Annotated in this window: 19 protein-coding genes and 1 pseudogene; 11 read left to right on the forward strand and 9 right to left on the reverse strand. The window is 70.1% G+C overall.

What is annotated here, in order from left to right; translation table 11 throughout:
• Positions 1–57 precede the first annotated feature (57 nt).
• Positions 58–966, forward strand: a complete 909-nt coding sequence (locus BCF44_RS04800) for an AraC-like ligand-binding domain-containing protein (RefSeq protein ID WP_116172769.1) — start codon at positions 58–60, stop codon at positions 964–966.
• On the opposite strand, the gene BCF44_RS04805 is transcribed toward BCF44_RS04800, so the two are convergent.
• Complete coding sequence (locus BCF44_RS04805) at positions 951–1286, reverse strand: hypothetical protein (protein WP_116172770.1); 336 nt, start codon at positions 1284–1286, stop codon at positions 951–953. The genes BCF44_RS04800 and BCF44_RS04805 overlap by 16 nt on opposite strands.
• Before the next feature lie 142 nt (positions 1287–1428).
• On the opposite strand from BCF44_RS04805, the gene rarD reads away from it, so the two are divergent.
• The 7 genes and pseudogenes from rarD to mtnC all read left to right on the forward strand — a co-directional run bounded on the left by rarD (position 1429) and on the right by mtnC (position 6484).
• Positions 1429–2361 carry an EamA family transporter RarD gene (rarD, locus tag BCF44_RS04810; RefSeq protein WP_246014825.1) on the forward strand — a complete coding sequence of 311 codons (933 nt, stop codon included), beginning with the start codon at positions 1429–1431 and terminating at the stop codon, positions 2359–2361.
• 12 nt (positions 2362–2373) lie between these two features.
• Entirely contained in the window at positions 2374–3207 is an 834-nt protein-coding gene (locus BCF44_RS04815; protein WP_116172771.1) for an LLM class F420-dependent oxidoreductase, read from the forward strand.
• Positions 3208–3276: 69 nt separating this feature from the next.
• On the forward strand, positions 3277–3534 hold the full coding sequence (locus BCF44_RS56500) for a class I SAM-dependent methyltransferase (protein WP_211352877.1): 258 nt from the start codon (positions 3277–3279) through the stop codon (positions 3532–3534).
• A gap of 187 nt (positions 3535–3721) precedes the next feature.
• A pseudogene (gene mtnA / locus BCF44_RS57350) lies at positions 3722–4708 on the forward strand (S-methyl-5-thioribose-1-phosphate isomerase); the annotation flags it as partial.
• Positions 4685–5278, forward strand: coding sequence for a methylthioribulose 1-phosphate dehydratase (mtnB, locus tag BCF44_RS57355; RefSeq protein ID WP_246014840.1), 594 nt, complete (start codon positions 4685–4687; stop codon positions 5276–5278). The pseudogene mtnA and the gene mtnB, both read left to right, overlap by 24 nt.
• Positions 5279–5288: 10 nt before the next feature.
• Entirely contained in the window at positions 5289–5852 is a 564-nt protein-coding gene (locus tag BCF44_RS04830) for a 1,2-dihydroxy-3-keto-5-methylthiopentene dioxygenase (protein ID WP_116172773.1), read from the forward strand.
• Entirely contained in the window at positions 5849–6484 is a 636-nt protein-coding gene (gene mtnC / locus BCF44_RS04835; protein ID WP_116172774.1) for an acireductone synthase, read from the forward strand. The genes BCF44_RS04830 and mtnC overlap by 4 nt, the downstream gene beginning before the upstream one ends.
• Before the next feature lie 72 nt (positions 6485–6556).
• On the opposite strand, the gene BCF44_RS04840 is transcribed toward mtnC, so the two are convergent.
• From BCF44_RS04840 to BCF44_RS04855, 4 genes are all read right to left on the reverse strand, one after another.
• Positions 6557–8293, reverse strand: coding sequence for an alkaline phosphatase family protein (locus tag BCF44_RS04840; RefSeq protein WP_116172775.1), 1737 nt, complete (start codon positions 8291–8293; stop codon positions 6557–6559).
• 170 nt (positions 8294–8463) lie between these two features.
• A complete protein-coding gene (locus tag BCF44_RS04845) occupies positions 8464–10638 on the reverse strand; it encodes a 3-hydroxyacyl-CoA dehydrogenase NAD-binding domain-containing protein (RefSeq protein ID WP_116172776.1) in 2175 nt (724 codons plus the stop codon).
• Positions 10639–10649: 11 nt separating this feature from the next.
• Positions 10650–11864: an acetyl-CoA C-acetyltransferase gene (locus BCF44_RS04850; protein ID WP_116172777.1), complete on the reverse strand. Its 1215-nt coding sequence runs from the start codon at positions 11862–11864 to the stop codon at positions 10650–10652.
• A gap of 125 nt (positions 11865–11989) precedes the next feature.
• Positions 11990–12898: an SAM-dependent methyltransferase gene (locus BCF44_RS04855; RefSeq protein ID WP_116172919.1), complete on the reverse strand. Its 909-nt coding sequence runs from the start codon at positions 12896–12898 to the stop codon at positions 11990–11992.
• Positions 12899–12930: 32 nt separating this feature from the next.
• Here BCF44_RS04855 and BCF44_RS04860 point away from each other — a divergent pair, with 32 nt between their 5' ends.
• On the forward strand, positions 12931–13680 hold the full coding sequence (locus BCF44_RS04860) for a GNAT family N-acetyltransferase (RefSeq protein WP_116172778.1): 750 nt from the start codon (positions 12931–12933) through the stop codon (positions 13678–13680).
• Here the strand turns inward: BCF44_RS04860 and BCF44_RS04865 are convergent.
• Together BCF44_RS04865 and BCF44_RS04870 are read right to left on the reverse strand one after the other, a co-directional pair.
• Positions 13673–15250, reverse strand: coding sequence for a beta-N-acetylhexosaminidase (locus BCF44_RS04865; protein WP_116172779.1), 1578 nt, complete (start codon positions 15248–15250; stop codon positions 13673–13675). The two genes, BCF44_RS04860 and BCF44_RS04865, sit on opposite strands and share 8 nt — an antisense overlap.
• Positions 15251–15528: 278 nt before the next feature.
• Positions 15529–16707 (reverse strand): cytochrome P450, encoded by a 1179-nt coding sequence (locus BCF44_RS04870; protein WP_116172780.1) that lies wholly within the window; start codon positions 16705–16707, stop codon positions 15529–15531.
• Between the two features lie 95 nt (positions 16708–16802).
• Between BCF44_RS04870 and BCF44_RS04875 the strand changes: the two genes are divergently transcribed.
• Positions 16803–17408: a TetR/AcrR family transcriptional regulator gene (locus BCF44_RS04875; protein WP_170217325.1), complete on the forward strand. Its 606-nt coding sequence runs from the start codon at positions 16803–16805 to the stop codon at positions 17406–17408.
• Positions 17409–17567: 159 nt separating this feature from the next.
• Here the strand turns inward: BCF44_RS04875 and BCF44_RS04880 are convergent, their stop codons facing one another.
• Positions 17568–18200 carry a VC0807 family protein gene (locus BCF44_RS04880; RefSeq protein WP_116172782.1) on the reverse strand — a complete coding sequence of 211 codons (633 nt, stop codon included), beginning with the start codon at positions 18198–18200 and terminating at the stop codon, positions 17568–17570.
• A complete protein-coding gene (locus BCF44_RS04885) occupies positions 18197–19540 on the reverse strand; it encodes a carotenoid oxygenase family protein (protein WP_116172783.1) in 1344 nt (447 codons plus the stop codon). The genes BCF44_RS04880 and BCF44_RS04885 overlap by 4 nt, the downstream gene beginning before the upstream one ends.
• A gap of 177 nt (positions 19541–19717) precedes the next feature.
• Here BCF44_RS04885 and BCF44_RS04890 point away from each other — a divergent pair, with 177 nt between their 5' ends.
• On the forward strand, positions 19718–20476 hold the full coding sequence (locus BCF44_RS04890) for a VOC family protein (RefSeq protein WP_116172784.1): 759 nt from the start codon (positions 19718–19720) through the stop codon (positions 20474–20476).
• Positions 20477–20620: the final 144 nt, after the last annotated feature.

Below are 20620 nucleotides of genomic sequence, written 5' to 3' on the forward strand. Positions count from 1 at the left end.
CGCCATCGGGCGCACGTCACACCGCCATCGGACGCACGGATCACTAGCGTCGAACCGGTGCAGCGCAACGAGCGCCTGGAATCCATGCAGGAGGCCGCGTCGGCGGCCTTCGCGCCGCTCCGCATGACCACCGACGAGTTCGACTTCGACGGCGGCATCCGGTACGCGACGGCCGGCGGCCTGCTGGTGGCGGACATCACCGGAAACCCCGGTGGGGTATGGCGTCCGCAGCGGCTGATCACGTCCACCGACAGCGAGCTGTACAAGTTCTCCCTGCACCTGAGCGGATCCTGCATGCTGGGCCAGGACGGCCGGCACACGGCGGTGAACCCGGGCGATCTCGTGGTGTACGACACGACCCGCCCCTACGGCCTGGTGTTCGGCACGCCGTACCGCACGGTGGTGGTCGGGGTGCCGAGGGAGCGCCTGGCCGGCCAGGCGACGGCGCTGCGCGACGCGGTCGCCCGGCCTACTCGGACGGACCGCGGCCTGCGGCGGGTGGTTGCGGGCGTGTTGAACGGCCTGGCGGCGGACCTGGACGCGTCCGTCACGGAGGGCGGCACGCAGTTGGCGGACGCGCTGCTTGCGTTGCTGGGAAAGGTTTTCACCGGCGACACGAAGCTGACGGATCCCAGGACGAGCATGCGGGAACGGGTGTTGGCCTACTGCGAGGCGAACCTCGGCGATCCCGACCTCTCGGTGGACTCGATCGCCGCGACGCACGGGATTTCCGTGCGCTACCTGCACAAGCTCTTCGCGGGCACCGGCACGACGATCGCCGCCCTGATCAGAACCCGCCGCCTGCAAAGGATCCGTGACGACCTGGCGGATCCGGGTCAGGCGGCGGTCCCGGTTGCCGTGATCGCGGCACGGTGGGGCGTGCTGGATCCAACCCACGTCAGCCGGCTTTTCCGTGCCGCGTATGGGACTTCACCGATCGGCTACCGGCGTCAGCTACTGCGCTGAATCGGCATCCACGCCGCGGCCTGCACCCGGGCGAGCCCGCTGCGTACCGCGGCGGCGAACCGTTGCGCCTGCTCGAAGGGCACGCCGGTGCACCGCAGCTCCCCGTGCTCGGAACGGATCGACAACGCGCCGCCAGCCATCGAGTTGCCGGCGGTGGCCACGGAGACCACCTCGGCGAGCGGGATGTGCGTGCCCTCGGACAGCACCCGGAAGTCGGTGGCCACCAGCGTGACGCCGGGGCCGGACAGCACGGCACGCACCTGCTCGGTCGGACCGAGCCGGTCGGTGAACTCGGCGGAAAGCGCGATGGTGTCGGCCATCGGCCCAGGATCCTGGCGACCGGCGCCGGCCGTCATTAGCCTGTTGGAGTGAGCACGGACCGTGACAAGATGTAGCAGAACTTCACGACTCTTGCAGAAGATTTAAATAGAAGTTCGGTGTTGCCCGGGGCAAGCTGACACCGTGGTCGCTACCCCGTCAAGCCAGGTCGACAACCCCGCCGCCCCCGACCGGACCCGCGAGGGCCTCTGGCTGGGCGTCGCCGCGTACGGCATGTGGGGCCTGTTCCCGCTGTACTTCCCGATCCTGGAGCCGGCGGGCGCGATCGAGATCCTGGCCCACCGGATGGTGTGGTCGCTGGTGCTGCTGGCGGTCCTGCTGCTGGTCCGCCGCCGCTGGGCCTGGGTCGGCGAGCTGGTGCGCCAGCCCCGCCGGCTGGCCATGCTGACGCTGGGCGCCGTGCTGATCTCGATCAACTGGGGCACGTACATCTACGGCGTGAACGCCGGCGACGTGGTGGAGACCTCGCTCGGCTACTTCATCAACCCGCTGCTGACGATCGCGTTGGGCGTGGTGGTGCTGCGGGAGCGGCTCGGCGTCGCGCAGTGGATCGCGGTCGGCATCGGCGTGGTCGCCGTGGCGGTGCTCACTGTCGGTTACGGCCGGCCACCCTGGATCGCGCTCGTCCTGGCGGTCGCGTTCGCCGCCTACGGCTTCCTGAAGAAGCAGGTCAACCTCCCCGGCGTCGAGGCGCTGGCGGCCGAGACCGCCGTCCTGTTCGTGCCGGCGTCGGTGTACCTGGTGGTGCTCCAGGTGATCGGCGTCGGCACGTTCCTCGGTCACGGCGTCGGCCACTCCGTGCTGCTGATCGGCGCGGGCCTGGTCACGGTGGTGCCGCTGGTCTGCTTCGGCGCGGCCGCGATCCGGCTGCCGCTGTCCACCGTCGGCCTGATCCAGTACCTCGCCCCGGTGTTCCAGTTCCTGGTCGGCATCCTGATCGACCACGAGCAGATGACCGCCACCCGCTGGGTCGGTTTCGGCCTGGTCTGGCTGGCCCTGGCCGTGCTCGTGGCGGATGCCGGCCGTCGGTTGTACGATTCCAGTCGTACTAACTGACTGGAGGACAGCGTGGAACTCGGACGAGTGGGCATCTGGAACCACGACATCGGCCTGGACGACCCGAGGTCCCGGGAGGCCGCCGCCGAGCTGGACGCGCTCGGCTACGGCGCGGTGTGGATCGGCGGCAGCCCGCCGGTGTCGGCCGCCGAGAACGTGCTGGCGGCGACCGAGCGGCTGGTCGTGGCCACCGGCATCCTCAACATCTGGCAGCACCGGCCCGCCGACGTCGCCGCGCAGGCCAAGGCGGCCAACGACAAGTTCAACGGGCGGTTCCTGCTGGGCCTCGGCGCCAGCCACGCCGCCCTGGTCGCCAACTACGCCAAGCCGCTGACGGCCATGCGCGAGTTCCTGGACGGCCTGGACGCCGCCGGTCACACCGCGCAGGACCGGGTCCTCGCGGCGTTGGGGCCGAAGATGCTGGAGCTGTCGGCGCAGCGGTCGGCCGGCGCGCACCCGTACCTCGTGACGCCGGAGCACACCGCCCGTGCCCGAGGCACCCTCGGCTCGGGGCCGCTGCTGGCGCCGGAGCTGAAGGCCGTGCTGACCAACGACATCGCCAAGGGGCGCGAGCTCGCCCGTGAGCACTTGGCGCTCTACCTCAAGCTGCCGAACTACGTCAGCAGCCTGCGCACCCTCGGCTTCGACGACGCCGACTTCGCGGACGGCGGCAGCGACCGGTTCGTGGACGGCACGGTGGCCATCGGCGACGAGAACGTCATCTCGGACCGGCTCCGGCAGCACCTCGACGCCGGCGCCGACCACGTGTGCATCCAGGTCGTCGGCGATCCGCTGCCGCGGGCCGCGTGGCGGTCACTCGCCGGGCTGACTCAGGGTCATTCCTGACGCGCAGGCGCGCTGGTCACGCTGCTGCTGGCGATCTTCACCGGCCAGTGGGAATGGCTCATCCCGACCGTGCTGCTCGGCAACGCGGCGGAGGTCACCGTGCGCAACGCCGAGCTGGAGGGCGTCGCCGACCGGATCGAGCTCACCACCGGCGACCTGCGGGCGCTGCCGTTCGAGGCCGACGACTTCGACCTGGTGGTGTCCAGCCTGGCCATCCACAACATCAAATCCCCGACGCAGCGCGAAAGGCGATCGACGAGGCGGTGCGGGTGCTCCGGCCGGTCATCGCCGACATCGGCGCGGCCCAGGAATACGGCCGGCGGCTGACCGAGCTGGGCCTGTCCGACGTGGCGATCCGGGGCCTCGGCCGGCGGATGTGGTGGGGCGGCCCGTGGTATCCGACACGGTTGGTGACGGCGGTCAAGCCGTCCCGTCCACTGGAAGACGGCTAACACCTTGGCCGGCGAACGTGCAGACTGGGGGCGTTTGTGCACACCGTCGGCTGGAGGGACCATTGGAGCGGACACTGGCCTGGGACGGGGCCGCCGTGGTGGCCGTCGACCAGTGCGCGCTGCCGCACGAGCGGACCGTGCTTCGCCTGACGACACCCGATGAGGTCATCGACGCCATCAAGCGGCTGGCCATTCGCGGCGCCCCCGCGATCGGCGTGGCCGGGGCCCTGGCGGTCGCGCTGTCGGCGCAGCTCAGCGACGGCGACGACCAGGCGGTTCGGGAGGACGCCGACCGCATCGCCAACGCCCGGCCGACCGCGGTCAACCTGAGCTGGGCGGTGCGCCGCGTGCTGACGAAACTGCCCGGCGGCGCGCGGGCCGTGCTGGACGAGGCGCTGGCGATGCTGGAGGAGGACGAGCAGACCAATCGCGCCATGGCGGCCCGCGCCGCCGACGCGGTGCTCGGCCTGACCGGCCGCCGGCCGCTGCGGATCATGACCCACTGCAACACCGGCTCGCTCGCCACCGTCGCCATCGGCACGGCATTGGGCGGTATCAAGGAGTTGGCCGAGCGGGGCCTGGTCGCGGAGGTGCTCGCCGGCGAGACGAGGCCGCTGCTGCAAGGCGCTCGGCTCACGGCGTGGGAACTGACCCAGGCGGGGATTCCGTTCCGGCTGTGCGTCGACTCCGCCGGCCCGGCCGCGATCGCCGCCGGTCTGGTCGACGTGGTGATGGTCGGCGCGGACCGGATCACCGCGAACGGCGACGTGGCCAACAAGGTCGGCACGTATTCGCTGGCGGTCGCGGCGGCCCGCAGTGGCATCCCGTTCGTGGTGGTGGCGCCGGAGTCCACTGTGGACGAGTCCATTTCGGACGGTTCGCAGATCGTCATCGAGCAGCGGCACGCCGAGGAGGTCACCGCGTTCGGCGGGCACCAGGTGGCGCTGCCGGACACGCCGGTGTTCAACCCCGCCTTCGACGTCACGCCAAACGACCTGGTGACGGCGATCGTCACCGAGCAGCGGGTGTGGCCGCAGCGGCCGGCCGGGCACCTCGCCGAGGTCGCCCGCGGCCTGTACCAGCGCGGCTGGCTGGACGGCACCGCCGGCAACCTGTCCGTGCGGCTGGGCGAGCAGGCGCTGATCACCGCCAGCGGCCGCAGCAAGGGCGAGCTGACCGCCGCCGACGTGGTGCTGGTGGAGGCCGAGACCGGGGAGCGGATCTCCGGCCCCAAGCCGTCGGCCGAGACGTCCATCCACGCGGCCATCTACAAGGCGTTCCCCGACTGCGGCGCGGTGGTGCACGCCCATCCGCCGTACGCGACGGCGGTGGCGGCCAAGGCGATGGCCGCCGGCCAGGACACCGTGCGCTTCACCGATTTCGAGATCATCAAGGGGTTCGGCGTCGCCGACCCGAGCGAGCTGGCCGTCCCGGTGTTCACCAACTGGTCGGACGTGCCGCGGATCGCCGTCGAGGTGGGCAAGCGGTTGGACGGGTCCGTACCCGTCCTGCTGATCGCCCACCACGGCGTGACCGCCTGGGGACCTACGCTGGAGATCGCCCGCAACCGGGTGGAGTGCATCGAGGCCCTCTGCCGGCTGCACCTGCTCACGAACTAGGAGACGACAGATGACGCTGTTGCAGGTCATGGCCGAGGGCGACCGCGACGACGTGCTGCTGCGCACCACCGACCTCGCGGTCATCGCCGCCGAGCTCGCGCCGTTCGACATCACCCTCGAGCAGTGGGACACCGTCGAGCTGTCCGACGACGCCGGGCAGGACGAGGTGCTCGAGGCGTACAAGGCGGATGTGGAGAAGGTGTCCAAGGAGGGCGACTACCGGCTGGTGGACGTCGTCCGGATGAAGCCGTCGGACGACCCGGAGTGGCCCGCGAAGGCCAAGGGCGCGCGGGAGAAGTTCCTCAACGAGCACACCCACGACGAGGACGAGGTCCGGTTCTTCGTCGAGGGCAAGGGCTGCTTCTACCTGCACCTGGCCGGCAAGGTGTACGCCGTGGTGTGCGAGCGCGGGGACCTGATGTCCGTGCCGGCCGGCACCACGCACTGGTTCGACATGGGCTCGCAGCCGGAGTTCTGCGCCATCCGGTTCTTCCAGGAGGAGGACGGCTGGGTGGCCGGGTTCACCGGGGACGGCATCTCGTCCCGGATGCCGACGCTGGACGAGTTGGTGTGATCGTCACCGACATCGAGGGCACCACCAGCGCCATCTCGCACGTGCACGACGTGCTGTTCCCGTACTCGCGGGCGCGCATCCCCTCGTGGGTGCGCCGCCCCGAGGCGGCGGACGTGGTGCGGGAGGTGGCCGCGGACCCGGACGAGGCGGCCGCGGTGCTGGTCGGCTGGATCGACGCCGACGTGAAGGCGACGCCGCTGAAGACGTTGCAGGGCTTGATCTGGGCCGAGGGCTACGCCTCCGGGGAGCTCACCGCGCACGTGTACGACGACGTGCCGCCGGTGCTCCGCCGGTGGTCCGCCGAGGGCGTTCCCGTCTACGTCTATTCGTCCGGATCCGAGCTGGCGCAACGGTTGTGGTTCCGGCACACGCAGCACGGCGACCTGCTCGGCCACTTCGCTGGGCACTTCGACACCGTGTCCGCCGGGCCGAAGCGCGAAGTCGCCTCGTACCAGGCGATCGCCAAGTCCATCGGCGTGGATCCGGGGGAGCTGACGTTCCTCTCGGACGTGGCGGCGGAGCTGGACGCCGCCGCCGAGGCCGGCTGGGACACGATCGGCGTCTCGCGCCCCTCCGACGGCTCCCCGGACGTGGGCTCCCACCGCCGGATCACCACCTTCGCCGACCTCTGACCCCTTTATGCAGGGAAGGACGCCTTACCCTCGTTCAAAGCGGGTAAGGCGTCCTTCCCTGCATTCGGGGCGTCAGCTCACCGTGAATTGGAGCGGACCGGCCAGCGGGGTGTAGCCGTCGTTGTAGAGATACCAGGCGGCGTAGGTGCCTGCGGACAGGGAGAAGGTGAGACTGCCGCTGCCGCCGGGGGCGTACTGCCAGGTCTTGGACGGCTGCGAGCCGGGTTGGACGCCGACGGGGTAGATGCCGATCCAGTTCTTGTCGCTGACGGTCGCTGCCGGCGTCGAGTACTGGAACGTGCTGGGGCCGCCGGTCAGCGTGCTGCCGGCCGTCGTCGCCGTGAAGGCGTCGTTGAGCGGCGTGGCGTAGCGGTCGTTGGCGGTGATCGAAGGCAGCCCCAGCGCCGCCTCGATGGTGCGGCCGGTGCTGTAGTGGTCGTAGCGGCTGTTGCTGACCCGGCCGGCCGGGACCGTGCCCTGGGAACCGACGACGATCGTCGCCACCTGGTTGTCGGCGTCGGTGGTGTCCTCGTCCCACGTGACGATCAGCAGTGAGCGCTGCGTCGTCCAGGCCGGCGAGTGCAGGATCGGGTCGAGGGTCTGCTTCAGCCAGCCGTCCTGAACCTTCAGGCTGGTGGCACTGCCGTTGCCGGAGGCCTCGCCGTCGTAGTAGTCGTCGGCGGCGAGCCAGGAGAAGGCGGGCGTGGTCGACGCGCTGGCGAGGTCGGTGGTGAGCTGGGTGGTGTCGAACAGATGTGCCTGGCACCGCGCGGAATTCCCGCTGACGTTGGTGTAGTTGATGAACGGCGCGTCGTCCGGCTCGTAGTACTTGTCGTACTGCGTGGTGGTGTTGCAGGCAGTGCCCATGCCCTGCTCGTACGCCTTCCACGACTTGCCGGCGGCCTCGAGCTTGTCGCCGAGATTCGCGTTGGGGTCGTTGATGTTCGGGAAGTACGTGGCCCCGGTCGCGTACGTGTCGCCGCCGGCGATCGCCAGGTAGTTCTCGTCGCTGGGGTGGTAGACGGCGTGGTAGTTGGCCATCAGGGTGCCCTGCGCCATCAGGCTGTGCAGGTACGGCGTGTCCGTGGGGTCGCCCATGACCGCTGAGTAGTTGGTGTTCTCCATCATGACCGTGAAGACGTGGTCGTAGCCGGGGACCTGCGACGGCGGCGGCGCCAGGACGGGCTGGCGCACCGGTGTGGACAGCGTCAGCGACAGGTTGTCGGCGTAGCCGGATTCCCCCGAGCTGTTGACGAAACGGACCTGCACGAGCACCGAACGCGTGCCGGCGGGCACCGCGCCGGTGGTGTCGCGGGCGAGGAACTCCGTCTTGCCGCCGCGATCGGACTCGCTGACGGTCGGCAGCTGCGCGGCGGTCCCGAGCTGGTGCGCCGAGCCGTCCAGGAACTGCGCGGAAACGCTGGCGTAGCCGGCATAAGTGGTCCAGCCGCCGAGCCAGCCGGACAGGTCGTAGGTGACGCCGCCGCCGTCGATCGCCTGTGCCGCCGACGAAACGTCGACGGTCTGCGAGATCGTGCCGTCGCCCTGGTCGCCGGGGGCGAGAAAAGCTTTGCCCGGCGCGGGATTCGTGGGATGTCCGAACGAGCCGGCGGTGTAGCAGATCACGTCCGGGCTGCCGCTCGTGACCGTCCACCCGGGCACGGTCGTCGCCGCGTGCCAGTCGTTCGTGCAGTAGCCCGCCTCGGCGTCGCCGCCGACGAGCAGGTTGCCGCTGCCGGCGGCCGCGAAGGCCGGCGCGCCCATCAGCGCCAATGCCGTGCAGCCTAAGAGAATCCCCAGCCGTCTCATCCGTCCTGCCCTTCACCTCGTCGTGGTGCAGTGCAGTGTCGGGAGCGCGGTTGAACCCCCGGCGAATCAGAGGCTACCGCCGGGGGAGCTTGTCGACAATCCTTCATCTGCGGTTCAGACTTGGCCGCTGGGGCCAAGTCTGAACCGCACAAGTGTGCAACGTGGACGGTCTACTCGAAGGTCTCGCCGGCGGCGGCCTTCTTGCGCAGCAGCTCCGGCGGCGTGAAGCGGTCGCCGTAGCGCTGGGCCAGCTCCTCGGCGCGGGCGATGAAACCGGTCAGCCCGCCCTGGTAGCCGTTGATGTACTGGAGCACGCCGCCGGTCCAGGCCGGGAAGCCGATGCCGAAGATGGAGCCGATGTTGGCGTCGGCGACGGACGTGATCACGCCCTCCTCCACGCACTTCACCGTCTCGATGGCCTCGGCGAACAGCATGCGCTCCCGCATGTCCTCGAACGGGATGTCGTCGCCGTCGCGGATGATCCCGGGCTTGCCGAAGTGCTCGGCCAGACCCGGCCACAGGCCGGCGCGCCTGCCGTCGGCGTAGTCGTAGAAGCCCTTGCCGTATGCGCGGCCGCCGCGGTCGAACTCGACCACCATCCGGTCGATGACCTGCTCGGCCGGGTGCGACGCCCAGGTGCCGCCGGCCGCCTCGACCGCCTTGCGGGACTCGTCGCGGATCTTGCGCGGCAGCGTCAGGGTCAGCTCGTCCATCAGGGACAGCACCGGGGCCGGGTAGCCGGCCTGCATGCTGGCCTGCTCGATGGACGGGGCCGGCAGGCCCTCGCCGAGCATGGCCACGCCCTCGTTGATGAACGTGCCGATCACGCGGCTGGTGAAGAAGCCGCGGCTGTCGTTGACGACGATCGGCGTCTTCTTCAGCTGGAGCACCACGTCGAACGCCTTGGCCAGCGCCTCGTCGCCGGTGTTGGCGCCGCGGATGATCTCCACCAGCGGCATCTTGTCCACCGGCGAGAAGAAGTGCAGGCCGACGAAGTCAGCCTGGCGCTTGACGCCCTCGGCCAGACCGGTGATCGGCAGCGTCGAGGTGTTGGAGCACAGCAGCGCGTCCGGCTCGACCACGTTCTCGATCTCGGCGAACACCTGGTGCTTGAGCTCGGTGTTCTCGAACACCGCCTCGATCACCAGGTCGCAGCCGGCCAGGTCGGCGGCGTCGGCGGTGGGCGTGATGCGGGCCAGGATCTCGTCCCGCTTCTCGGCGGTCATCTTGCCCCGGCTGACGGCCTTGTCCAGCAGGCCGACCGAGTAGTTCCTGCCCTTCTCGGCGGCCTCGGCGGAGACGTCCTTGAGCACCACCTGCATGCCGCTGCGGGCGCAGGAGTACGCGATGCCCGCGCCCATCATGCCGGCGCCCAGCACCGCGACCTTCCTGGCGGTGTACTGCGGCACGCCCTGCGGCCGGCTGCCGCCCTTGTTGATCGACTGGAGGTCGAAGAAGAACGCCTTGATCATGTTCTTCGAGACCTGGCCGGCGGACAGCTGGAGCATGTAGCGGGACTCGATGCGCAGCGCCGACTCGAAGTCGACCTGGCTGCCCTCGACCGCGGCCGACAGGATCGCCTTCGGCGCCGGCATCGGCGCGCCCTTGAGCTGCTTGCGCAGGTTGGCCGGGAAGGCGGGCAGGTTGGCCGCGAACTTCGGCACCGACGGCGTGCCGCCGGGGATCTTGTACCCCTTGACGTCCCAGGGCTGCACGGCCTCCGGGTTGTCCTTGATCCACTGCTTGGCCCGGGAGACCATCTCTTCCGGCGTCGCGACGATCTCGTCCACGATGCCGGTCTCCTTGGCCGCCGCCGGGGCCAGTTGCTGGCCCTGCAACAGCAGCTTCAGCAGCGCGTCGGCGATGCCGAGCATGCGGACCGTGCGCACCACGCCGCCCGCGCCGGGCAGCAGGCCCAGCGTCACCTCGGGGAAACCGAAGCGGGACTTGGGGTTGTCGAGCGCGACCCGGTGGTGGCAGGACAGCGCGATCTCCAGGCCGCCGCCCAGCGCCGAGCCGTTCAGCGCCGCCACGACCGGCCGGCCCAGCGTCTCCAGGCCGCGCAGCGCCGCCTTGGTGCTGGTCAGCGTGGCCATGAAGCGCTCGCCGTCGGCCGGCGTCACGCGGATCAGGTCGTTGAGGTCGCCGCCGGCGAAGAACGTCTTCTTGGCCGAGGCCACCACCACGCCGGTGATGTCGTCACGCTCGCGGCGCAGCCGCTCCACGACCTGCGTGACGGCGTCGGTGAACTCCGGGTTCATGGTGTTCGCCGACTGGCCGGGCGCGTCCATCGTCAGCGTGACGATGCCGTCGGAGTCCTTGTCCCACTTGAAGTACTCGCTCATGACCTCGTCCCTCAGACCCGCTCGACGATGGTGGCGAGGCCCATGCCGCCGCCGATGCACAGGGTGACCATTCCGTACCGCAGCTCGCGGCGCTCCAGCTCGTCCACGATGGTGCCGAGGATCATCGCGCCGGTGGCGCCCAGCGGGTGGCCCAGCGCGATCGCGCCGCCGTTGACGTTCACCTTGTCCCACGGGATGTCCATGTCGCGCATGAAGCGCAGCACGACCGCCGCGAACGCCTCGTTCATCTCGACCAGGTCGATGTCGTCCACCGTGAGGCCGGCCTTGGCCAGCGCCTTGCGGCAGGCCGGGGCCGGGCCGGTCAGCATGATCGTCGGGTCCGCGCCGCTGACCGCCGTGGCCACGATGCGGGCCCGCGGCGTGAGGCCGAACTCCTTGCCGATCTGCTCGCTGCCGATCGCCACCAGGGCCGCGCCGTCCACGATGCCCGAGGAGTTGCCGGCCGTGTGCACGTGGTCGATGCGCTCGACCCAGTGGTACTTCTGCAGCGCCACCGCGTCGAAGCCGCCCATCTCGCCGATCATCGCGAAGGACGGCTTGAGTTCGCCGAGGCCCTCCAGCGTGGTCTGCGGGCGGATGAACTCGTCGCGTTCCAGCACGGCGAGGCCGTTGCGGTCGCGGACCGGCACCACCGAGCGGTCGAAGAAGCCGTTGCTCTGCGCCTTCGCGGCCCGCGCCTGCGACTCCACGGCGTAGGCGTCGACGTCCTCGCGGGAGAAGCCCTCGATGGAGGCGATCAGGTCCGCGCCGATGCCCTGCGGGACGAAGCTGGTGTCGTAGGCCGTCTCCGGGTCCATCGCCCAGGCGCCGCCGTCCGAGCCCATCGGGACCCGGGACATGGACTCCACGCCGCCGGCGAGGATCAGGTCGTCCCAGCCGGAGCGGACCTTCTGCGCGGCGATGTTGACCGCCTCCAGGCCGGAGGCGCAGAACCGGTTCAGCTGCACGCCGGCCACCGTGTTCGGCAGGCCAGCGGCCAGCGCCGCGGTCTTGGCGATGTCGGCGCCCTGGTCGCCGACCGGGGTCACGCAGCCCAGCACCACGTCGTCGATGCGGGCCGGGTCGAGGTTCGGATTGCGGGTGCGCAGCTCGTCGATCAGGCCGACGAGCAGGGATACGGGCTTGACCTCGTGCAGCGACCCGGTCTGCTTGCCCTTCCCCCGCGGGGTCCGGACCGCGTCGAACACAAAAGCTTCGGTGCTCATGGCTGTGGCGCCTCCTGACTCGGGCATCTCCACGAAGGTAGCGCCGCCCCAAGTAACAATCAATCCGGCCTGCATGTATCACATACCGCTTGGAATGTGAGTTGGGTCTCCCTGTCGGGCACGGGTCAGGCGAGGATGCCGCTGACGTAGCGCACGTCGCCCATGCGCACGTCGTTGTCGGTGAGGGGCGCCAGCTCGTGGGCGGCGAGCAGGTCCCGGATGGTGCTGCCGGTCAGTGCCCAGCCGCAGTCGGTGAGGTACGGCGCGGCTTCGTTGCGCGCGCCGAAGTAGCGCAGTTTGGCCATGTCGGGATCGAAACCCTGCGCACGCCAGCTCTCGGAGAGGCGGTCCAGCTGTTCCTTCGTCTTCTCGTCCTCGCCGGGCCGCGGATTGGGCCGGCTCTCGGTAGCCACCCGACTGCCGGGCGCGCTGAGCTCGGTGATGGTGTCCAGCAGACGGTCCTGCGCCTCGGGCGGCAGGTAGCCCAGCAGGCCCTCGGCACTCCACGCGGTCGGCCGGGCCGGGTCGAAGCCGACGGCACGCAGCGCGGCGGGCCAGTCGTCGCGGAGGTCGACGGCTGCGGTTCGGCGGTCGGCGGTGGGGGCGGCGCCCAGTTCGGCCAGCGCGCGGGTCTTGAACTCGACGACCTGCGGCTGGTCGACCTCGTACACCACGGTTCCGGCCGGCCAGGGCAGCCGGTACGCGCGGGAATCCAGCCCCGACGCGAGGATCACGACCTGCCTGATGCCCGCGTTCGTCGCATCGAGGAAGAACTCGTCGTAGAACTTGGTCCGTATCTTGGCGATGTCTATCCACGCCTGGCCGCCGGACTCGTCGGGGGTGGCTTCGCCGGTCGCCAGCCGGATGAGCAGGGGGACGCCGACGGCCCGTACGAGCGGTTCGGCGAACGGGTCGTCGACGAGCGAATCCGCCGCGCGGGACGCCATCGCCCGGGCCGCGGCGGCCGCGGTGGCGGTCGTGCCGACGCTGGAGGCCAGGTCCCAGGAATCTCCGTCGTGCCTAATGGAAGTCACCTGGCCCACCGTAGAGCCGCTACCGTGACCGGGTGCGCACTCCGGACGACATCGTGGACCTCCTGGTCGGGTTCGCCTGCCGGCAGGCGACGGACGTGGTGGAGGTGCCCGGCGGGGTGGCCGTCCGCCACCGGGAGTTTCCTGACTCCTACAACAACAATCGCCTGTTGATCCGGGAGGCGGCCGACCCGGCGGCGGTGTTGGCGGCGGCCGACGACGTCATGCGGGACCTGAACTACCGGGTGATCGTTTTCCTGGACGACGAAGCCGGCCGGGCGTTCGAGCCGGCGGCGCGGGAGGCCGGGTACGAGCCGCATCCGCTGGTGGCGATGAGGTTCGAGGGAGAAACCCCGCCGGCGCCGGAGATCCCGGTGGAATCCCTCGACCTGCCGGTGATGACCGAGGCTCTGCGCAGGCAGTGGCGGCGGGACGAGCCGGGGCTGCCGGAGGACGAGGTGGAGCAGCTGGCCACCCGCGTCCGGGATCGACGCAAGGGCGCGGAGGAGGTGCTTTTCCTCGGCGTCATCAAAGACGGCGAGCCTGTGTCGTGGGCGGATTTCTACCGTCACAAGGGGATCGCGCAGATCGAGTACGTGAAGACGATGCCGGATCACCGCGGCCACGGCTACTCGACGGCGATCATGCGCGAGGCACTACGACGGGCCAAAGGCTGCGAGACGGTGTTCCTGTTCGCGGACGCCGCGGACTGGCCGCGGAACTGGTACGGCCGACTGAGGTTCACCCCAGTCGGCCGCTTCCACGAGTTCGCCCGGACTACTTAGCCCACGGCACCTGCGGCGAGGCGTAGAAGTCCACGCCCTGCACCTTCCACCGCGGCCCCTGCGCGCCCAGGCGCGTCTTGAACGTGTTCCAGTTGTGCGTGGCGGCCTGCGACCACCCGAGCTCGGCGAGCTCGGCCAGCCGTGGGAACGCCATGTACTGGATGTTCGCCAGCGTGACTATGGTCTCCGTCCACAGAGGACCTTCGACGCCGTTGATCTGCGATGCGTTCACGCCGGTCAGGTACTTGCCCGGGTCCCAGCTGTAGGCGGTCTTGGCCTCGATCAGGCCGGCCCAGTCCTGCCCGAGCGGCGTCTGCTCGGTGTACTTCATGTCCAGGTAGGCCAGGTTGGCCGGGGACAGGATGAAGTGCGTGCCCTTCTTCGCCGCCGCCTGCACATTGGCGTTGGTGGGCGTGGTGTCCCAGTACTGCCCGATGGTCGACGGCAGCAGCGCGGCCTTGCTGATGTCGTGCCAGCCGATGGCGGTCTTGCCGTGGTTGGCGACGATCTGCTGCACCTTGCCGACGAACGTCTTGTAGTCGGCGTCGGTGGTGGACTGCGACTCGTCGCCGCCGATGTGGATGTACGGGCCGGGCGTCAGGGCGGCGATCTCGCCGATCACGTCGTCCAGGAACTTGTACGTGATGTCCTTGGCCACGCACAGCGAGCTGAAGCCGACGTCGGTGCCGGTGTAGAGCGGCGGCGCGACGCCGTTGCAGTTGAGCTCCGCGTACGAGGCCAGCGCCGCGTTGGTGTGCCCCGGCATGTCGACCTCGGGGATGATCGTGATGTACCGGCTGGCCGCGTACGCCACGATGTCCTTGTACTGGGCCTGCGTGTAGTAGCCGCCGGCGCCGCCGCCCACCTCGGTGCTGCCGCCGTAGGTGGCGAGCTTGGGCCAGCTGTTGATCATCAGCCGCCAGCCCTGGTCGTCGGTCAGGTGCAGGTGCAGCGTGTTGATCTTGTAGCGGGCCATCTCGTCGATGTAGGCCTTGACGGTGTCCACGCCGAAGAAGTGCCGCGCCACGTCCAGCATCGCGCCGCGGTAGGCGAAGCGCGGGTGGTCGCTGATGGCGCCGCCCTGGATCGTCCACGGGCCGGCCTGTTTGGTGGCGGCGTCGATGCTCGCCGGCAGCAGCTGCCGCAGCGTCTGCACGCCCTCGAACAGGCCCGCCGGCTTGTTCGCGGTCAGCACCACCGAGCCGCTGTTCACCGTCAGCTGGTATCCCTCGTCGCCGAGCGACGAGTTGGGCGCGATCAGCAGCTGGATCGGATCCACGGCGTGGGCCACCCGCGACTGGTCCACCGGCAGCGCGAAGCCTGTGGCCGGGCGCAGCACGCTGGCCAGGTAGTTGCCGACCGGCGTGGCCTGGCCGCTGGCCGCGATCCGGGTGCCGCCGGCCAGCGTGAACGTGGAGTTGGCCTGCGTCGCCGACGCCGGCGCCGGCACCACGCTGGCGTACGGCACGGCGGCCCTCGGCTTCGCGGGAGCCGCCTGCGCGGCTGCCGCCGTCCCGAGCATCGTGAGGGCGGTGGCCGCGACGACCAGCCGCCGGGGGATCGTAGACATGTCTGGGTTGTCCTCCCGAGCGGGGACCGGGACATGGCGGCGGAAGCCCATTGGATACAGGGCCTGCGGAACCTGTCAAGGTATAGACCACTCTTTTGGCGCTCGCTCCGCTCGCGCGGCTCGGCCCCCGGGTAGCCGACGCCTCGCCCTTGCCGGATTTCGATCGGCCACGTCGGCTTTGTGGGTGGTGCGGTGGGTGGTGGCCGATCGAAATCCAGCAACCGTGCGAAGCGCCGGCGGGGCCTCGCGCTCGGTGCGTTGGCGACGAAAACTCGCTCTCAGGCGTGGACCCGAAGGGCGCTCACCCCGCGCAGGATGAAGTGGTCGCGGTAGGCCGGCTTGTCCTCCAAGAGCGCCAGATCCGGCAGCGCCGTGGCGATTCCGGCCAGCGCGAGCTGGCCCTCCAACCGGGCCAAGGGTGCGCCGAGGCAGAAGTGGATGCCCTGGCCGAACGACACCAGCCGGCCGGCCTGCCGGGTGAGGTCCAGCCGGTCGGGATCGGGGAACGCGTCGGGGTCGCGATTGGCCGCGCCGAGCACCATGGACACGACCTCGCCGGCGACGACGGGCCGCCCGGCGACCTCGGTGTCGGCCAGCGCGAACCGGGACACGAACTGCACCGGCGAGTCGTAGCGGAGCAGTTCCTCGGTGGCGGCCGGCGCCTGGTCGGGGTTCTCCCGCAGATACCGCAGCTGGTCGGGGTGACGCAGCAGCGCGAGGGTGCCGTTGCCGATCAGGTTGACGGTGGTCTCGTGCCCGGCGACCAGCAGCAGCGCCAGGATGTCCAGCAGCTCCTGCTCGTCGAGCTTGTCGCCGTCCTGCTCGGCGGCGATCAGCCCGGTCAGCAGGTCGTCGGCGGGCCGGCCGCGGCGCGCGGCGATCAAGTCCCGGAAGTACTTGTCGAACTCGGACTTGGCGTGGTCGCGCCGGACCAGCTGCTCGGGCGTCTGGAGGAAGTCGGGGTCGATGCCCCGCGCCATCTCCTCGGACCAGCCGCTGAACAGCTCCTGGTCCTCGACCGGCACGCCGATCATCTCGCTGATCACCATCACCGGCAGCGGGTACGCGAACGCCGAGATCAGGTCGAACTCGCCGCCGCCGCGCAGCGGGGCGAGCAGGTCGGCGACCCGCTGCGCGATGCGCGGCCGCATCTCGCGGATGACCTTGGGCGTGAACGCCCGGCTGACCAGCCCGCGCAGGCGGGTGTGGTCCGGCGGGTTGAGCGTGAGGAAGGACAGGTAGTCGGCGGCGCCGTTCATGGTGACGCCGTGGCCGAGCCTGGGATTGCGCAGCGCGGCCTCGATGTCGGCGTGCCGCGTCAGCGTCCACATGCCCAGCGGGCTGTAGTGCACGGGATCGGTCTCGCGCTGCCGTCGGTAGACGGCGTACGGGTCGTCACGGAAGCCGGGTCGCAGCGGATCGAAGCCGAACGGCGTCTCGTCCACGGTCAGCGTCATGCCACCACTGTGGCCCCGCCCCGGACAAGAGTCAACACGGTGTCGAAAAAAGTCGGCATAGTGTCGAGAATGCTGCCGGGCGGTACGATCGCGTGGTGTCTGCACCCGCCCGCCGCCGAGGCCCCAGCAAGGGGGACCGCAAGCAGGAGGCGCTGCTGGAGACGGCCGAGCGGCTGCTGGCGGTGAAGCCGCTGGCCGAGATCGGCATCGAGGAGCTGGCCAAGGGCGCCGGCATCTCCCGGTCCAGCTTCTACTTCTACTTCGAGTCCCGGCAGGCGATGCTGCTCGCGCTGTTGGCCCGCGCCTCGGACAACCTGATCACGCAGGTCGAGGGCTGGCTGGAGCCGGAGTCCGAGGACACCCGGGCCAGCCTGTGCCGCAGCATCGAGCTGGCCGTGAAGATGTGGGACGAGCACGGCTCGGTGCTGTTCGCGGCGCAGAACCCGGACGCGCCGGCCGAGGCCCGGCAGTTCATGGCCGACCTGACCGGCCGCCTGGTCGCGGCGACCGAGGACATGATCAACCGCAAGCGCGCGACGGGGGCGGCCCCGCCGGGACCGCCCTCCGCGCACTCACTGGCCACCATGCTCGTGGGCATGACCGAGCACGGCATCTCGCACAACAACGGGGCGCTGGGGCAGGCCGAGCTCGTGGACACGCTGAGCACGATCTGGCACCGCGCCCTGTTCGCGACGGACTAGGCGGTGTCCCGTGGATCGTGGTCGATGAGAGTCGGGATCGAGGTGGTTCCTGGCGGCGCGGCGAAAACGGCCTCATACCGGGCGTATTCGGACGTTTTCGCGGTGTCGTCAGGGGTCGCGTCGGCGCGGCTGTCGCGGTCGTGATTCACGGGACACCCCCTAGGCCGCCGCCGCGGCGGCCCTGGCCTGCTGCCGGCCGACGTACCACTTGGTCCACGCGGCCAGCAGCACGAACGCGGCGATGATCATCACCGTCGACACCGTGACCATGACCTCGACCGGCAGCAGGAACACCAGCGGAATCCGCAGCAGCGCCTCGAACAGCAGGCCGACGCCCCACACCAGCGACATCACCATGAACGTCCGACGGAAGCCGGGCTGCTCCCGCCACCGCTGCTCGAACTCGGCCTCCTTGGCCGGCTGCATGCGCAGCGCCGCGTGGTAGATCAGCGGCCGGCCGATCACACAGCTGACGAGGAAGGCGATGCCGGCCACGCCGGTGCCGGCGGATTCCTTGGCCAGCAGGAAACGCGCGTCGCCGGTGAGGAACGACAGCACGATGCCGACCGTGAACACCATGACCATGACGGCCGAGAACAGCTGGAACTTCCGCTCCCGCGCCGCCACGAACAGTGTGCGCAGCAGCGCGATGACCGATCCGCACAGCAAGGCCACGAAGTCGCTGGCCCCCAGCCAGTGCGCCACGAAGTAGGCGAGCGTCGGCACGCCCACGTCGACCACCAACGACCTGAGGATCGCCAGCACGCCGGGCGACTCCGTGGTCTCGCTCATCGAGTCAGTTCTCCGTCCGGGATCCAGGACCCGTGGAAGCCGGCCGGCACCCGACGGGGCAGGTGCACCGTCGCGACCGGCTTCGCGGCCAGGTCGGTGGCGTCGTGCACCAGCAGTTGGGAGGCCACGGTCGGATCGTCGTTGGTGACGATCGACAGCAGCCAGCCCTCATCTTCCCCGCTGTCCTCGCTGGCCGGAACAAACACGGCCTCGCCGGCATGCCACTTCTCGCCCAACTCGTGCCGCGCGATCTGGCCGCGCTCGCTGTCGTACTTGACGATGGCGTGCTGGTCGACCGCGTACAGGTAGCGGTTGGGCCGGCCGACGCGGCGGTCGTCCACGGTCGGGAACTCGGCGGCGCCGTCGTCCAGCGCCTGCTCGGTGACCTTGCCGGTGGCCGGGTCCAGGGTCCAGCGGTGCAGGCTGGCGACCGCCAGCCGGGCGGCCTGCTCGGCCCGCGGCGCGCCGCCGACCTGGTTCCAGCTCTGGTTCCAGGCGTCGCGGCTGTAGCGGATGGCGTCCAGCACGACGCGGCCCTGCTCGTCCTCACGGGCGTTGCCGACGTGGAAGACGTAGCTCGGCTCGACCTCGAACCACTGCACCGTCGGGTCGTCCTTGCCCATCACGCCGATCCGGGACGTGTACTTGTCGCTCCACTGGTACGGCATGCCGCGGCCGACCATCGCCATGTCGAACACCACCGGCAGGTCCAGCCACACCACGTGGTTCTTGGTGATCGCGAAGTCGTGCATCATCGTCGGCCCCGGCACGCTGACCGGGAAGCTGGTGATCAGCTCGCCGTCGGCGGTGAGCCGGTGGTAGGTCAGGAACGGCGGCCGGACGCCGTAGTCGAACAGGTGCAGCTCGCCGGTCTCCGGGTCCTCCTTGGGGTGCGCCGTCATGCCGGTGGTGAGCCGCCCGTTGAAGTCGCACGGGCCGAGGGTGTCCAGCTCGGGGCTCAGCTCGTACGGCCAGGTGGTCTCCATCAGCGCGAAGATCTTGCCGCCGTGCTTCACGACGGAGGTGTTGGCGGCGCCGGCGGCCAGGTCGATGCTGCCGTCCGGGCCGCGGAACGGCGCGCCGTCGGTGCGCTTGGTGTGCACCCAGCGGTTGCGGTACCACTCGGCGCGGCCCTGGTTCAGGCGGACGCCGTGGATCATGCCGGGGCCGGTGAACCAGTGGCCGGTGTCCTCGCCCGGCACCGGGTTCGGGCCGTTGCGGAAGTAGCGGCCGGTCAGCTCGGTCGGCAGCGCGCCCTCGACGTGCAGGTCGAAGGCCTCGATCTCGTCGGGGACCGGCGCCAGGTGGCCGGCCAGGTAGCTCGGGGTCTGCTCGCTCATGTTCCCACGGTGACACGTGCCCCCTGACATGTCAATGCTGACATGTCAGGGGTGGCGCGGGCCATGTACGGGACGTCAACGGGGCTGTCGAATCCCGTCACCTCATCAGGTTCGCTGACACTGCCCCGGCGCCGCGCTGGCAGAGTTGGCCCTTTGCTGCCGGAAGCGGAGGACGTCATGCCCGAGGCGAGTGGGTACGCGCGGGGAGTGCCGTGCTGGGTCGACCTGTCCAGCTCGGACATCGAGGCCAGCAAGGAGTTCTACACGGCGCTGTTCGGCTGGGAGTACTTCGTCGGGCCGCCCGAAACCGGGCACTACACGCAGGCGCTGATCGGCGGCCAGGGCGTCGTCGGGCTCATGCAGCAGATGCCGGAGCAGGTCGACGTGCCGGTCACCTGGACCACGTACCTCAAGGCCGACGACGCCGACGCCACCCACAAGGCGGTCCTCGAGCACGGCGGGCAGGCGCTGTCCGAGGTGATCGACGTGATGGGCGAGGGGCGGATGCTCATCGCCGCCGACCCCACCGGCGGCGTGTTCGGCGTCTGGGAACCTGGCCGGCACATCGGCGCGCGGGTGGTCGACGAGCCCGGCACGGTGATCTGGAACGAGCTGTCCACGCCCAACGCCGGCCGGGCGCGGGAGTTCTACGCGGCAGTGTTCGGGCTGGAGATCGGCGAGGCGATGGACGGGTTCGACTACACCACCATCAAAGCCGAGGGCCGCGACGTCGGCGGCATCTACACCGTGGCCGACGCCCAGCCCGGCTGGCGGGTCTACTTCGCGGTCGCCGACACCGACGCCACCGCCGCGATCGCCGACAGCAACGGGGCGACGGTGGTCAGCGAGCCCAGGGACACCCCGTTCGGCCGGATGGCCGTGATCCAGGACCCGCAGGGCGCCGTCTTCAACCTGATCTCCCGCCCCGAAAACTGACCAGATGCAGGGAAGGACGCCTTACCCTCGTTGAACGCGGGTAAGGCGTGGCGGTTTCACGTGGTCGTTGCAACGGGTGACTGCCCGGACAGTACCCGCGTCAGGCTCTGGGCCGGTGTCAGCCAGCCCAGGGTCTGACGCGGA

It is taken from the genome of Kutzneria buriramensis (assembly GCF_003387475.1).
GTDB classification, from domain to species: domain Bacteria; phylum Actinomycetota; class Actinomycetes; order Mycobacteriales; family Pseudonocardiaceae; genus Kutzneria; species Kutzneria buriramensis.